This window comes from Acinetobacter sp. TY1, from assembly GCF_048551395.1.
Taxonomy (GTDB): Bacteria; Pseudomonadota; Gammaproteobacteria; order Pseudomonadales; family Moraxellaceae; genus Acinetobacter.
Window position 1 is genome coordinate 21,972 of sequence record NZ_JBLYZK010000011.1, and the last position, 14,705, is coordinate 36,676.

16 protein-coding genes and 1 pseudogene are annotated in these 14,705 nt (G+C 36.2%); 9 read left to right on the top strand and 8 right to left on the bottom strand.

What is annotated here, in order from left to right:
- Positions 1–58 precede the first annotated feature (58 nt).
- From pdxA to ACK2M2_RS08680, 5 genes and pseudogenes are all read left to right on the top strand, one after another.
- A complete protein-coding gene (pdxA, locus tag ACK2M2_RS08660; protein WP_419347550.1) occupies positions 59–1,027 on the top strand; it encodes a 4-hydroxythreonine-4-phosphate dehydrogenase PdxA in 969 nt (322 codons plus the stop codon).
- Positions 1,028–1,076: 49 nt separating this feature from the next.
- Positions 1,077–1,928 (top strand): pilus assembly protein PilJ, encoded by an 852-nt coding sequence (locus ACK2M2_RS08665; protein ID WP_409511105.1) that lies wholly within the window; start codon positions 1,077–1,079, stop codon positions 1,926–1,928.
- A 106-nt stretch (positions 1,929–2,034) separates the two neighbouring features.
- Positions 2,035–2,124, top strand: a pseudogene (locus ACK2M2_RS08670) (hypothetical protein); the annotation flags it as partial.
- Positions 2,125–2,269: 145 nt separating this feature from the next.
- Entirely contained in the window at positions 2,270–3,085 is an 816-nt protein-coding gene (gene rsmA / locus ACK2M2_RS08675; protein ID WP_409511106.1) for a 16S rRNA (adenine(1518)-N(6)/adenine(1519)-N(6))-dimethyltransferase RsmA, read from the top strand.
- Position 3,086: 1 nt separating this feature from the next.
- Positions 3,087–3,935: a symmetrical bis(5'-nucleosyl)-tetraphosphatase gene (locus ACK2M2_RS08680; protein ID WP_419347554.1), complete on the top strand. Its 849-nt coding sequence runs from the start codon at positions 3,087–3,089 to the stop codon at positions 3,933–3,935.
- Positions 3,936–4,049: 114 nt separating this feature from the next.
- Here the strand turns inward: ACK2M2_RS08680 and ACK2M2_RS08685 are convergent, their stop codons facing one another.
- The gene (locus tag ACK2M2_RS08685; RefSeq protein ID WP_419347557.1) at positions 4,050–4,499 is read right to left on the bottom strand and encodes a DUF2147 domain-containing protein; all 450 of its coding nucleotides are present in this window, start codon (positions 4,497–4,499) and stop codon (positions 4,050–4,052) included.
- Between the two features lie 415 nt (positions 4,500–4,914).
- Here ACK2M2_RS08685 and ACK2M2_RS08690 point away from each other — a divergent pair, with 415 nt between their 5' ends.
- A complete protein-coding gene (locus tag ACK2M2_RS08690) occupies positions 4,915–5,766 on the top strand; it encodes a hypothetical protein (RefSeq protein ID WP_409511109.1) in 852 nt (283 codons plus the stop codon).
- Positions 5,767–5,865: 99 nt separating this feature from the next.
- Here ACK2M2_RS08690 and ACK2M2_RS08695 read toward each other — a convergent pair whose 3' ends face one another.
- The 6 genes from ACK2M2_RS08695 to hflX all read right to left on the bottom strand — a co-directional run bounded on the left by ACK2M2_RS08695 (position 5,866) and on the right by hflX (position 10,191).
- Positions 5,866–6,258: a DUF2147 domain-containing protein gene (locus tag ACK2M2_RS08695; RefSeq protein WP_409511110.1), complete on the bottom strand. Its 393-nt coding sequence runs from the start codon at positions 6,256–6,258 to the stop codon at positions 5,866–5,868.
- 438 nt (positions 6,259–6,696) lie between these two features.
- Positions 6,697–7,143 (bottom strand): DUF2147 domain-containing protein, encoded by a 447-nt coding sequence (locus ACK2M2_RS08700; protein ID WP_409511111.1) that lies wholly within the window; start codon positions 7,141–7,143, stop codon positions 6,697–6,699.
- A gap of 71 nt (positions 7,144–7,214) precedes the next feature.
- Positions 7,215–7,664, bottom strand: a complete 450-nt coding sequence (locus ACK2M2_RS08705; RefSeq protein ID WP_419347561.1) for a DUF2147 domain-containing protein — start codon at positions 7,662–7,664, stop codon at positions 7,215–7,217.
- A gap of 97 nt (positions 7,665–7,761) precedes the next feature.
- Positions 7,762–8,430: an LrgB family protein gene (locus ACK2M2_RS08710; RefSeq protein ID WP_409511113.1), complete on the bottom strand. Its 669-nt coding sequence runs from the start codon at positions 8,428–8,430 to the stop codon at positions 7,762–7,764.
- A gap of 10 nt (positions 8,431–8,440) precedes the next feature.
- On the bottom strand, positions 8,441–8,812 hold the full coding sequence (locus ACK2M2_RS08715; protein WP_409511114.1) for a hypothetical protein: 372 nt from the start codon (positions 8,810–8,812) through the stop codon (positions 8,441–8,443).
- A 47-nt stretch (positions 8,813–8,859) separates the two neighbouring features.
- Entirely contained in the window at positions 8,860–10,191 is a 1,332-nt protein-coding gene (hflX, locus tag ACK2M2_RS08720) for a ribosome rescue GTPase HflX (protein WP_409511115.1), read from the bottom strand.
- Between the two features lie 144 nt (positions 10,192–10,335).
- Between hflX and ACK2M2_RS08725 the strand changes: the two genes are divergently transcribed.
- Positions 10,336–11,148: a lysophospholipid acyltransferase family protein gene (locus ACK2M2_RS08725; RefSeq protein WP_409511116.1), complete on the top strand. Its 813-nt coding sequence runs from the start codon at positions 10,336–10,338 to the stop codon at positions 11,146–11,148.
- Between the two features lie 105 nt (positions 11,149–11,253).
- Here ACK2M2_RS08725 and ACK2M2_RS08730 read toward each other — a convergent pair whose 3' ends face one another.
- Positions 11,254–12,888 carry a phospholipase D family protein gene (locus ACK2M2_RS08730; RefSeq protein ID WP_419347650.1) on the bottom strand — a complete coding sequence of 545 codons (1,635 nt, stop codon included), beginning with the start codon at positions 12,886–12,888 and terminating at the stop codon, positions 11,254–11,256.
- A 90-nt stretch (positions 12,889–12,978) separates the two neighbouring features.
- On the opposite strand from ACK2M2_RS08730, the gene ACK2M2_RS08735 reads away from it, so the two are divergent.
- Together ACK2M2_RS08735 and ACK2M2_RS08740 are read left to right on the top strand one after the other, a co-directional pair.
- Positions 12,979–13,989: a metallophosphoesterase gene (locus ACK2M2_RS08735; RefSeq protein ID WP_409511117.1), complete on the top strand. Its 1,011-nt coding sequence runs from the start codon at positions 12,979–12,981 to the stop codon at positions 13,987–13,989.
- A 273-nt stretch (positions 13,990–14,262) separates the two neighbouring features.
- The gene (locus ACK2M2_RS08740; protein WP_409511118.1) at positions 14,263–14,607 is read left to right on the top strand and encodes a hypothetical protein; all 345 of its coding nucleotides are present in this window, start codon (positions 14,263–14,265) and stop codon (positions 14,605–14,607) included.
- Positions 14,608–14,705 lie beyond the last annotated feature (98 nt).

The following is a 14,705-nucleotide window of genomic DNA, read 5'->3' on the forward strand; positions in this document are numbered from 1 at the left end:
ATTTTTTTTTAAGATTATGTAAACTGATTATCTTGAGATTATTTTTTTCAGGTTGCTTATGCTTCCCTTATATATTACCAGTGGTGAGCCTGCGGGTATTGGTCCAGATATTTGTTTGAGTTTGGCAGATCGTATTGATGAGCGCCCAATCGTGGTATTGGCAGATATTAATATGTTACGTGATCGTATCAAAATTTTGAATAAAAATGTCGAACTGATTGAATATATGGGGCAAACCGAATCTTCCAAACAAGGTCAACTTTATGTTGAGCATGTGCCTTTATATGAAGATGTCGTTTTAGGCGAGTTAAATCCAAAAAATGCAGCTTATGTATTAGAACAACTTCGTCGTTCAGCTTTTTATGCAATGCAAAGACAAAGTGTTGGTGTTGCGACTGCGCCTGTTCAAAAGTCTGTCATTAATGATGCAGGTATTCATTTCAGCGGTCATACTGAGTATTTCCAAGAGTTTGCTGACGTAGAGCGTGTCGTAATGATGCTCGCTACTAAAACTTTACGTGTTGCCTTGGCAACAACGCACTTACCTTTACGTGATGTTGCAGATGCGATTACTAAAGAGCGTTTACATCAGGTCATTGATATTCTTATTCATGACTTAAAAACCAAATTTAAAATAAAACAACCACATATTTTAGTCTGTGGCTTAAATCCACATGCAGGTGAGGATGGTTATTTGGGCATGGAAGAAATTGAAGTGATCAATCCTGTGCTTGAAAGTTACCGTGAGCAAGGCATCAATATGAGTCGGAGTATGCCTGCCGATACTTTATTTACTCCTGAAAATTTAAAAGATGCCGATGCTGTTTTGGCGATGTATCACGATCAAGGTTTACCCGTGTTAAAAGCGCAGGGTTTTGGTGAAGCCATTAACATTACTTTGGGTTTGCCTTTTATTCGGACTTCGGTTGATCATGGCACTGCGCTTTCTCTTGCAGGTACAGGGCAGGCAAAAAGTTCGAGTTTAAATATTGCTGTTGATTTGGCGTTAGAATTGGCACGCTATTAAGTAAAATCATCATAATTTTAATAAAACTAATATCAAGAAGAGGCTGAACATGTCGATGATGATTCATAATAAAAAACAGAGAGAAACACCGTCCATCATTAGGCGAGTGAGTGTGTTGTCATTACTATTAATGACAACAGTTTTATCTGCATGTTCAACACCAATGACTGCGCAAAATCTGTGTGAGTTAAAAGTCTTGTCACTTTTGATTCCGAAGCAGTCTGAAGAAGCGGTGGAATCTGGGAGTTTAGAATCAATCCAAGTCTTAAAACGGAGTCAAGAAAAACTGAATCAAACGATGTATTTAATACAAAAAAATGATTCAAATCATCAAGATTTAAGCCAAATGCTTGCAAATAGCCAAGCAATCAGTAAGAACATTGATGTTATTGCAAAGAACCAAGACAATTTAAACAGGTTGTATGATTATCAAATCGTTGTTTTTGAACAAATTCCGAATATTCAAGCTGAGTATAATTTATTAACCGATATGATGGCACGGAAAAATTATCCTGCAACGCAAGTGGTCATTGCAAAAAACCAAGTGTTTATGGGCGAGAGAATATTGCGTTCAATCGGTAGTTTATCCAAATCAAATGAATTTTCTCGACATAGTATGGATGATTTTTTGGCTGATCTAGAAACATTTAATGTGTATTTGCACGCACAACTGAATGGCAATGCAGAATTAGGTGTTGAGCGAGTTAAAGATACCGAAATGCGTGAAAGTCTGCTTTCCATTCAAGAAGATATTCAGGTGATTTTAGATTCTGAAACATTTAAGTTACTGCAAAAACGTGAACCTTTGGCAAGTACCTATCAAGCAGCGAGAGATAATGTTGAAATTTCTGATGAAATATTTATTAAACTGAATCAATTAGAGCGAAATACAGCGCACTAGAGTCTATATATTATTGAAATGATTTTATGTTTAAAAAGTTAGACGGAATGCTTTTTTGTATCATTCCAAGCACTTTGAAAAGACTTATTGAATCTCTAAGCAATAACAACATACAGATGCAGTTTTGGCGATATATCACGATCAGGCTTTACCTGTGTTAAAATCACACCACTCTGGTGAAGCCATCAAGAATACGAAGATGGTTTACTTTTCCAAACTTCTGTCGAGCTGTGACTGCATTCTCCCTTGCAGATACGGAGCAGGTGAAAAGTTTATTGTCAATTTAACGCTTAAATTGGCACCTCACTGATTTTGTCTTATTTACCCGTTGGAAATTTTTTATGTATCAGATTAATGCCTTAAACCCCAAAGATGAAGGGCATCATACCCGTAAGCGTTTTGGGCAGAACTTCTTACATGACCAACGTGTGATTGCTAAAATTGTACGTTCGGTACATCCACGTACAGGTGAAAATATCATTGAAATTGGTCCTGGTCTTGCAGCGTTGACTTCACCATTAATTGGTGAATGTGATGCTTTAACCGTGATTGAGCTTGACCGTGATTTGGCTGCAGGTTTACCTGGTCGTGTGCCACATCCTGAGCGTTTAACGATTATTGAAGCCGATGCACTGAAATTCGATTTCACCACATTGTTTAAAGATGATAAACCATTACGTGTAGTCGGCAACTTACCTTATAATATTTCTACACCTTTATTATTTCACCTTTTGCAATTTGGCGATAAAGTCAAAGATATGCACTTTATGTTGCAAAAAGAAGTGGTTGACCGTATTACCGCATCACCAAATACTAAAGAATATGGTCGTTTATCAGTGATGATTCAGTATTTCTGTAAACCAACGTATTTATTTGAAGTCCCACCGGGATCATTCAATCCACCACCAAAAGTAACGTCAGCTGTGTTTCGTTTAGAGCCGTATGCGACGAAACCGATTATTGCCAAAAGTGAAAAAGCCTTGGCTCGACTGGTTGGACATGTCTTTACTCAACGCCGTAAAACATTGCGTAATAGCTTAAAAGGTATGTTAGTTGAAGATGGTTTTGAAAATACAGGCATTGATCCAATGGCACGTCCTGAAACGTTGACACTTGCACAATTTGTAGCTTTATCTGATCAAATGGTGGGAATCTAAAATGGCGTGCGACAAAATTCGATATAATTATGTCATTGGTGATGTGCAGGGCTGTTTTGAAGCGCTAAAAGCATTACTCAAAGAGATTCAATTTGATGCAGATCAAGATTTTATTTGGTTTGCAGGTGATTTAGTCGCACGGGGTGAAAACTCAATTGGTGCATTACGCTTTATTAAAAAATTAGTGGATCGTGGTGTCGCTGCAACGGTTTTGGGTAACCATGATCTCAATTTATTGGCTGTCGCACGTGGCATTAAAGTTTTGAAAGACAAAGATAAAATTGATGATGTGATTCATGCTCTAGAGAGTGATGATCTGATCGATTGGTTACGCAAACAACCTTTATGTCTATTTCCAAATGAACATACAATTTTAACGCATGCAGGAATTCCATCTATTTGGACAGCAGAGCAAGCCGCAACTTTAGCCAAAGAAGTTGAGGTGGTCTTGTCTGATGATGATTTTACTGTCATGGATACCTTTCTCAAAGAAATGTATGGTTCTGAACCCAACCTATGGTCGGATGAACTGACAGGCAATGCCCGTTTACGCTGTATTACTAACTACTTAACTCGTATGCGTTTGACTGATACAGAAGGGCGTTTAGAATTTAGTTTTAAAGATTCACTTGATGAATCAATGCCTGAAGGTTTTCAGCCATGGTTTGAGTTTGACTCAAAAGCCACAAAAACCCATCAAATTGTTTTTGGACATTGGGCTGCATTACAGGGCAAAACCATTAATGAATGTATTCAAAATGTCGATGGTGGGGCAGTTTGGGGACATCAACTAATTGCCTATCGTCTTGAAGATAAAAAGTCTTTCGCCGTTGATAATCCTGCAATGTAACTACTCGATTTTAAGTCAGTAAAAAAAGCCACTTCAGTGGCTTTTTTTATGAATACGTAAATTAAAAACTCAATAAATAATACAAATAGTTGAACAATCATTTGAAAGTGATGGTTACTTTACTCGTAACCAAGTTTGGCTACGTCCAATGGTTGAAACGCCGACGTAACCACGTAAATTTAAACGATTTCCATTGGTACTCAGTTTAGCTTTTAAGTTATATATTTTACCTGTGAGTGGATCGATGACTTTACCATCAGCATACTCATTGTTTTTAGCAAGTTTAAGCCCTGTAAAGGTTTTCAGTCCTAAAATCGGTTGATTGGTATAAGGAGGAGGGCATTTATAGCAAAGCTCTTTAGGTTGATAACCAACACGAGGTGTAATGGTTTTAATAGTTCCAGTATAAATCCCTTGATCATTGGGGCTGATTTCGATAATGGCTTTCACTTCACTTGTTTTATCATCGATACTTTGCCAAAGACCTGTAATATCTTGCGCTGAAGTTAATGTACTGAAACCCAATAATAGGCCAAGAGAAAGTAATTTAAAGTTGTTTTTCATATTATTTTACTCATTTGTTTTAATCAAACTTTATGAATAATGGCTATAAATAAATTATTTAAGACCATTATTGAATTGCTAGTTTATCGAGGTATTTTGTATCAAAAGTCACTTTATTTTGTTTAAAAAGATAAATAAATCACATTATTTTTAATCGGATAAAATGTATGCATATTAATTTTTTAATTAAAAAATAATTAAAATTTTTTATTAAGTATTATTTAACTATGAATTCAATATGGTGCATTAAAAATTAATATTTAGTTTTTATTGAACTTGATTTAAAAATTTAGTGAGAAAATAGAATGAAATAAAGTAGTGAATATATGTTGAAAATTCAGAATTTTAATATAAAAATTGTTATGTTAGACGAGAAGAAAAAAGCAATTTTGCTGTAAAAGATGGAATAAAGAAAATGCTTTCTATTGAACAATTAACAACGATTTATCCACTTATTGTTACCCCAAGTCATGATGGAAAATATTTTCATAACTATGTAAATTCTTTGTTGAATTTTCAAAATACAGCGCTTCACATTGGAATGCCTACACAATATTTGCTGATGCAAGGTGAAAGTCTCATCACTCGTGCACGTAATAACTGTGTTGCATCCTTTCTACAGAATCCTGAATGGACTCATCTTTTCTGGATTGATTCAGACATTGGCTTTAGTCCTGAGGCAGCACTGCGTTTACTTCAAGCGGACTATGAAATTGTAGCGGGGGTTTATCCGCTGAAAACTGAAGAATGGCCAGTAGATGGCTTACCAAAAGATATGACTTATGCTGAATTTAAAGCGTTATATCAAAAATATACGGTCAATGCTCGTGTACCTGCAGGAGCAGATTTTTTTCAACTTGATATTCAAGAAGATGGTTTTTTGGAAATGGCTGAAGCACCCACAGGGTTTATGGTCATTAAACGTTCCGTTTTTGAAAAAATGATGCAACACTATCCCGAATTACAGTATGTTTCAGATTCGCATGGTGTGGAAAACAAAGGCTTACATTACCGTTTCTTTGATGTCATGGTTGACCCTGAAACAAACCGCTATTTATCTGAAGATTATGGTTTTTGTCGTTTGTGGGAAAATATGGGGGGTAAAATTTATATTGATTGTCAATCGAATTTGACCCATCAGGGTGCAAAAATTTATTCGGGTAATTTTGCCAATTCATTGCAAAATAATTTTGCTCTTGCGATTCCTGCTAAAGCGGATATTCAGCTGAAAATTACAGGTCTAAGCTATTTAAAACCTAACCCGTAATATTCAGTTAATTTAATCAAGCTTCATTTGTCTGTTTTAAATTTAGATGGATGAAGCATGAATCGATAATATCAAGTAAATAGAATCTAGAATTAAACACTATTTCACACGAATCCATGCTTGAGTTCGACCTGCTATATTATTTGAAAAACCTTGTAAATTTAATCGGTTACCGCTAGCACTGAGTTTTACTTTTAAACTCGCTTGTTTACCTGAAATTGGGTCAAAAATTTGACCTTCAGCATAATCATTGCCAGACACATGCTTAAGTCCTGTAATGGTTTTTAAGCCAACCAAGCGTTGATTGGTATAAGGTGCAGGGCAACTTACACATGTTTCTTGTAGTTTAGAGCCAACACGAGGGCTAATGGATTTAATTGTACCGCTGTAAATACCTTGAGCATCAGATCGAATTTCAACAGTCGTTTTCACATTACCTGTTTTATCATCAATACTTTGCCATAGTCCTGAGATATCTTCTGCGAAACCCATCTGACTACCACATATGAGTAATGTAAAAATTATGGCTATTATTTTGTTGTTCAGTATTATATTTTTCATCATTAGGTCACTCAATTATTTTTAATTAAAGAAGTATTTCAATGAGATTTGGATCCTTTATGAAATAGGTCTCCATAGTTAGTCTCTTGTTATTGAAAATATAGTATTAATAATTGAAGCACTATAGTTCATTAAAAAGGTAAAATAAATCACATAATAGATTATTTATGTGATTTCATTTATTGTGAAAATATGAATTAATCAAGTATAGAGGGAATAATATTGGAGAAAATTTTAGATTTTATTTTATAAGTATTTGTAAATTATTGAATATTTTGTTAATTAACTAGGTTGCTTACATCTGTAAGATCAAAATGAAGGATAAAATAAAAAAACTGATCCGACAAAAGGTCAGATCAGTCCTTTTGATTATTCTTGACGAATCCATGTTTGACTGCGCCCAGCAATCGAAATACCGATATAGCCTCGCAGTGTCATTTTATTACCATTCGCATTGAGCTTTGCTTTACCATGATAAATTTTTCCAACCCGAGGATCTAAAACTGAACCGCCTATATAAAGATTTGGATGTTTTGGGTCTGCTTTTAAATTCTTAAGAATATCTAAGCCAATGAGGGGTTTATTCGTATAAGGTGCAGGACAATTGTTGCATTGCAATAATGGCGTTTCACCTGGTGCAGGAAAGTCTTGAATAATGGTTCCTGTATAAACACCATTATCCGATTTAGTAATTTTGATATGCGCTCGTACATAGCCAGTTTTATCATCAATCGTTCGCCATACCCCTGCAATATCGGCAGCAGAGGTATAGCTTGCGAAGCTAAGTAATAGACAGCAGAAAAATCCTTTTTTCATCGTTATTTATCCTTGTTATATTTGGGGGGTATTTTAATTTTTTTTATAATGCTGTCAGGTGAAAACGAGTTTTAGTTTTCACGAATCCAAGTTTGGCTACGCCCAAGTGCAGACACACCGACATAACCGCGAAGTTGTAAACGTTTACCATTACTACTGAGTTTTGCTTTTACAGAATAGGTTTTGCCTGTCAATGGATCAAGAATACGACCATTTGCATATTCTTCCGAATTCAATTTTTTAAGGTCTTTAAGAACTTCAAGTCCAAGAATAGGTTTGTTGGTATACGGTGCAGGGCAGTCAATACACGTTTCACGCGGTGTATAACCTGGGCGTGGAGTAATTTTGACGACCTTACCTGTATAAGTGCCATTCTTTTCCTGATGAATCGTTAAAATAGCTTTTGATGATCCAGTTTTGTCATCAATGCTTTTCCATGTACCCGTAATGTCCTGTGCTATGGCAGCGGTTGCAGTAAAAACGGTCAATAAGAGTGCAGATAGTAAGGTCTTGCATTGCATACTTAAGTTCCTGTCTTGGGAGGAGTGAGAGTATAAGCTCTATATTAAGATGAAAAATTACCCGATGCAATCATGTGAAATGTTAACTAAATCACAGTTATTTTATAAAGTGCATAAATGTCGGAAGCCAGATTGCAGTAAATACAGCATTTACCGCCATACCAAAGGCTGCATAACGACCTGCAACAGCACCTCGTTGCCAAGCTTGTGCTGTGCCAATAGCATGTGCCGCAAGCCCTAAGGCTAAACCTGATGCACGTTCATCATTTATATTACGTAAAATAATGGATGAAAATGCTGCACCAATCACACCAGATAAAATTACAATTAAAATGACCAATGTGACTGGTGAGTGCAACAGCGTTGCGATATTAATGGCAATTGGGGTCGTTACCGCTCGTGTAGCAAAAGCCATAATGGTTGGTTCAGACATATGCAGTAGATAAGCCAAACTCATAGGTAAAGCCACAGCACTAAGACTTGCAAATACTAAAATGCCGACAATTGATTTAAAGGGTAGGTCATCATAACGCATTGAAGCCAATGGAATGGCAAGTGCAACAGTAACGTAACCTAGCAAATGACTAAAAAGCCCATTCATTTGAGCATTATATTTTTCGTATGGAATTTTAAAGATTAACAATTGTGCAATGACAAAGAACATGCCAATGACCAATAAAGGGATTTGTGGAAAGCGCTTATTGACAGGTTTTGCTGCAATATATGCAATAAAGGTGATTAGGAAACCGATGAGTACAGAGAACATAATGAAGCTCCTAAAGCCACTTTTTTGCCATTTTTGCGTAAATCCACAATGGAATCAGTGTACTCACACACATCACCAATAAAAATAATGGAATTTCTTTGCCCATTGAAACCAACATTAATAATGAACCTGCACAAACAGGAAGAAAAGCAAAGCCGCTTTCTTTCATCAGTTTATTGTTGGTGTCGACAAGACGAGCGGGAATTTTCTTGAATTTACGCCAAAGAAGCAAAACACCGAGTAGGCTGAGTAAGCCAACCAGATTGCCCAATTCAGGATGGCTGAACTGTGTCATGATCCACACAGCACTTTCACGTACAACGATGATAAGGGCAAGTGTGCCAATCCATGCTTGCCAATCGATATTTTTAAACTGATCCATGTGCTGTCTTATTTGAGTAAAATTCTACCATTTACGTTCTAACCTATTTAACGCTTAATTTCAAATTCTTCCAATGACTTTTCGAACATTTTTGCTTTCGAACCCAATATTTCACGGAGTGGAAGATGTGCTTGACGAATTAATTGTTCAAGTTTATGTGGCGCAATATTGACCCGTAAAAGTAATTCTCCCTGTTCATTATACTGTTCAGATTGGATGACATTTAACGTATAAAGTTGGTTTTTAAGTTTGCCATATTCAGGTTTAAGTACGAGATCAAAACTTTGAATTTGTCCCATTAAGCATTCTTGTACTGCTTGACGTAATAGATTTAATCCTTGCGATGAATGTGCAGAAACATAAACACGATCAGGTACATGCGGTTTAGCATAAATGATTTTAGCATCTTCACCTGATTGATCAATTTTGTTATATACACGAAGAATCGGAATATCTGCGCCAATTTCTTTCAGTACTTTTTCAACTGCTTCAATTTGTTCTTCTACATCAGGACTGCTTGAATCAATCACGTGTAAGAGTAGCGTTGCCTCTAGCGTTTCTTCTAAAGTGGCTTTAAAGGATTCAACCAAGGCATGGGCTAAGTTACGAACAAATCCAACAGTATCGGCTAAAACCAATGTGCCAATGCCATCCCAAGTGAGTCTGCGTAAAGTTGGGTCAAGCGTTGCAAAGAGTTGATCCGCCGCATAAACATCCGATTTTGCTAAGATATTGAATAGTGTAGATTTTCCTGCATTGGTATAACCGACCAAGGAAACCGTTGGAATGGCTGCTTTTTGCCTTGCTGCACGTCCTTGAATACGAGTCTGACGAACTTTTTCAAGTTTATCTTTGAGTTGCCCAATACGTATGCGGAGCAAACGGCGATCTGTTTCAAGCTGAGTTTCACCTGGTCCACGTAAACCAATACCACCTTTTTGACTATCGAGTGATACACCCAAACCGACTAAACGTGAAGATAAATGATCAAGTTGTGCCAATTCAACTTGTAATTTTCCTTCATGAGTACGCGCACGTTGTGCAAAAATATCTAAAATTAAACGAGTACGATCGATAACACGGCAGTTCAAAACACGAGATAAATTTCGCTCCTGACTTGGTGTCAGTGCTTGATCAAAAATCACCAAACCGATTTCTAATGCTTGTACACGTTCAGCAATTTCTTCCGCTTTTCCTGAGCCAATAAAATATTTAGGATCGGGTTTAACACGTTGAACATGAATATGTTCAAGAATGTCTGCACCAGCAGATTTTGCGAGTAATCGAAATTCTTCAGTATCGAGATCATCGAGAATTTGAACGGAAATACTGACCAAAAGGGTATGTTCAGTGTCCTGATGTTGTAGCGCCGATTCCACAGATATTTTTGCTCACGCAGGTATAAAACCTTAGTGTAAATGAATTGACAACATAATTGTGTTTTTATGATCAATGCAACTTCGCAGAGATCTGTATAGAATAATGTGTAGTCGTTCAGCAATCTTTCCATTTAGTGAATATTTATGACTCAAGAAAAAACCACAGTAAAGTCAAAAAACTCTCAATTGAATCTAGTTTCTCGTGCATTTTTATACAGTAAAAAACTACTGACAGGCACTGCCGTGATCTCTGAAGGTTTTTATTTGGTATATCGCCATCAATTGTATAAAGATCCAAATAATCCTAAAAATACCCGTTATGTGCAGTATTTTTGTCGTCGCTTATGTGATGTTTTTAATTTAGATGTTCGAGTACATGGTGAAATTCCAAGAGAGCCAGCCCTATGGGTGAGTAATCATGTGTCATGGCTAGATGTCGCTGTACTTGGTTCAGGTGCACGAGTGTTCTTTTTGGCAAAAGCTGAAATTGAAAAGTGGCCTGTGTTGGGCAAGTTGGCAAAAGGTGGTGGAACTTTATTTATTCAGCGTGGTTCGGGTGATTCAGTTCGAATTCGTGAACAGATTACAGATTTTTTGAAGCATGATATTCCCGTATTATTTTTCCCTGAAGCAACGACAACAGATGGAACAAAAGTTAAAAAAGTGCATGGGCGTATTTTAGGTGCTGCCATTGAAGCGCAAAAACCTGTACAAGTCTGCTTGATTTGCTATGTCAATAAAAATGGTCAACTCGATACGATTACACCTTATGTCGGTGATCTTAGTTTTGCAGCACATGTGCAAGCAGTACTTGAAATGCCAAAAGTGACTGCACATTTGAAGACATTTCCTGCTATTTCTGTAGAAGGTCATACGGTTGAAAGTTTGACGCAAAAAGTTCAAAAGATGATGCAAGAGGGTTTAGAAGAGTTACAAAAGGAAATATTAAAGGCTTAAATTCAGTCACGATGTAATTGATTTATAAGTTTTAACATTAGATTGAAAATGGCAATGAGCTTTCATTGCCATTTTTATTGGTTAGAACTTCATGTTCCGTTAGTTTTACATATAACCTTCAATTGGTAGCCAAGAAATAAATTTGACTCCAGCTTTTTGCCACCATTTCATTTTTGGTTCTTTAGTGAGTGTCACGATCCCTTGAGGAGTTTGGCGTTGCCAATTGATTTGCTGTTCAGCGTTTAAAACCAATTTATAGGCATATTTTTTTAAATTATTGTCCATTGTTTGATGCACGGCTTTGGCAAGCGGTGGGCTGTTAATAATCACACCAATTTCAGTATTTAAGTTTGCAGAGCGTGGATCAAAATTAAATGAGCCAATAAAGACTTGTTTTTCATCAATTGCCATCAGTTTAGCATGCAGACTTGAGCGACTTAATCCTTTCATACTAATTTTAGTTTTTTCTGACAGTTCTTCATTACTTTTTTTCAGTTCTTCATCTGAAACAGCAGGGAGAAATTCATAAAGTTCTACACCATTTTTCAGTAAATTTTTTCTATATTTAGCATAAAAAGCATGGACAAGTGCAACATCATTGGCTTTGAATGAATTGGTTAATACCCGAACATGAACATTTTCCTTTGATAGTTCAGTTAAACGCTCTTCGCCTTTTTTTTGCGGTACAAAATAAGCGGAAATAATATCGACACTCGTCTCGGGTTTTTCCAATTGTTTAATCATTTGGAAATTAATATGTTGCTCTTTTTTAGCTTTAGAGCGAATTTTATCAGGTGAGTCTTTGACTACTTCTGCTTTGACCCAATCGAGTTGTACATGGGTACTTAGCCAATTATCAAAGTCATTTGAGCGATTGCTTAAATCAAGATAATTTTGCACGGTAATATCTTCGTAGTGCTGTGTCAGTTGTTGTTTTAAACCCTCATAACGCAAACTATATTGTGCAGGATTGACAATTTGGCGTACAGGATAGGCATAGCTATCATTCCAATATTCATCGAAAGAATGGCTTATATCATCTACAGACTTGCCAACCAACATGGCATCTACATCTGAAAATTGATAGTTCTCACTGACATTATAATAATGATTACTCATGTTACGACCGCCAATTAAAGCAATCTGATTGTCAGCAATAAAGCTTTTGTTGTGCATTCTGCGGTTAATGCGTTTGAGATCAATGACCATCTCTAATGGGCGTAAACGGCGAAATTTATAAGGATTGAAGAGTTTCACTTCAATATTGGCATGTTGATCTAAAGCCAAATAAATAGCTTCCATCGATTTAGCATTGTTATCATCAATGAGCAGGCGAACTTTAACGCCACGATCAGCAGCTTGAATAATTTTATATAAAGCCAATGAACCGATTTTATCGTTGTCCCAAATGTAGTATTGTAAATCTAAGGTTTTTTCTGATTTATCAATTAGATGTATTCTTGCTGCAATGGCTTCAAGTGGATCATAGAGGACATGATAGCCTGTTAATTCAGGATTGTGTTGCTTTAATGGCGTAATAATATGGGCAAGAGTCGTTTCTGATGTGTCTATATCTTTAGCATATTCTGCATGTTGCGCTATTTGCTTGGGCAAGGTACTACATGCGGACAGACTCAACAAGATACAGCTCGTCAGCATCAATATTGAAGATCGATGTATGCTATTTTTTTTGTTATTCAATTGATGCAATTGAACCTGTATCTGATGCGTTCGAGTCATAATGTCTTCAATGTTTAAGCTAATTGAGATCATCATGGTGATGATCGAGCAGATTAATCAATTAGATCAATCTAGAGGTTGAGATTTAATATGTGGATGAGTGATTCAATCGAATTTTACTTTTACGTGTGTTTTGCTGTTGTTGGGATTTGGGGCATTGCCCAAGCCTGGATCAGTCAATCACGTACAGAAACAATTCATCCATTTAAATCATTTGTCCATTTATTGGCATTTTACCTGTCTTATTTATTATTTCCGTTGTTCTTTTTTAGTTTATACGCAGGTTGGATAAAAATCTTCTCTTTACATGAAAGTATTTTTGCTTTTTTGATGAGCAGTTTACTGATTTATGCACGGTTTATTGAACCACATATGATTCGGATCAATTATGTGCATTATGATTTAGGACAGAAAAAACCACTGCCTAAACCTGTTCGTGTTGCACTTATTGCAGATTTACATATCGGTTTATTTTCAGGGCATGAACGCCAACTCAAACAGATTGTGCACAAAATTAATCAACAACAACCTGATTTTGTTGTCGTTGCTGGTGATTGGACCTATGAGCCTGAAAATAAACTTGCAGAAGAGTTAGCAGTATTAAAGCAAATTGAAGCTCCAGTTTATTCGGTCAATGGTAATCATGATGAACAATATCCTGGACCACCAATTCAGCAACTTTTAAAAGATGCTTTAGAGATTAACAATGTCATGGACATTGAAGGAAAGATTGTTGAGTTTGATGGATTTCGCTTAATAGGCGTTGGTGATTTGTGGGCAGGTAAAGCAGATATGCGTTATATGCCAGAATTACCGCAAGATAAACCTTGGCTGATTTTGTCACATAACCCTGATACCGTTGATATGGTTCCTGATTTACCCACTCGTCCATTAATGCTTTCGGGGCATACGCATGGTGGACAGGTTGAACTACCTTGGTTGACGAGTTATGTGATGAAAAAGGTATCTATTCTTGGCCACAAACGTGGTTTGTATCATCATGATAATGCTGATGTGTTTGTGAGTGTGGGTACAGGAATGGTCGGTGTACCATTTCGTTTTCGTGTACCGCCAACAATTGATATTATTGAATTAATTTAGGTCGAGTTTTAATAGTCTCAAGCTGTATAGAAAATGAAAAAACCTGTAAATACTGATGAAAAATAATTTTCACACAGCTTTTATTTTGAATATTTTTTAAACAGATGTGGTTTTATTATAAACATTTAATAAATAATAAAATTTATTTTTATCAATGGGTTGGCTATCTGTTTTTTTCCGTGTATATTCTAAAAATAAAGAATGTGCGATGCCTCACATATGTCTATTTAAGCGTGTTGAAGCAAGCAAATAAAAACAATAGAGGGCAATAATATGACATTTTATAAAGAAGTTGGAATACCTTTTGGTCTGTCTGAATCACAATCAGCACAATTGGAAGAAGGTCTAAAGTCACTTGAGAATGAATTTCATGCGGCGGATGATGTTAATGCAGAGAGTTTTGCCAAGAAATTCTATCAACAATTTGAAGACTTGATCAAAGCTTGTGGTATTGCAGATGGTGATTTAGAAGCACTCGTCAATCATCTATATTTCACTCAAGAAACACAAGAAATAGTGACTTTTATTATTCCGAGTTTTTACAATGCAGGTGGTGATCGAGAAGTTTTTAATGATACTTATGACTTGATGATGGCAGACTTAGAGCTTGAACAATAAGTTATAGCTTGATTCTCAACGTATTTAGCTACACTTCGTTTTTACAATAAAAAAGCCAACATATTTGTTGGCTTTTTTATGGGCATTTAGATGTGTAA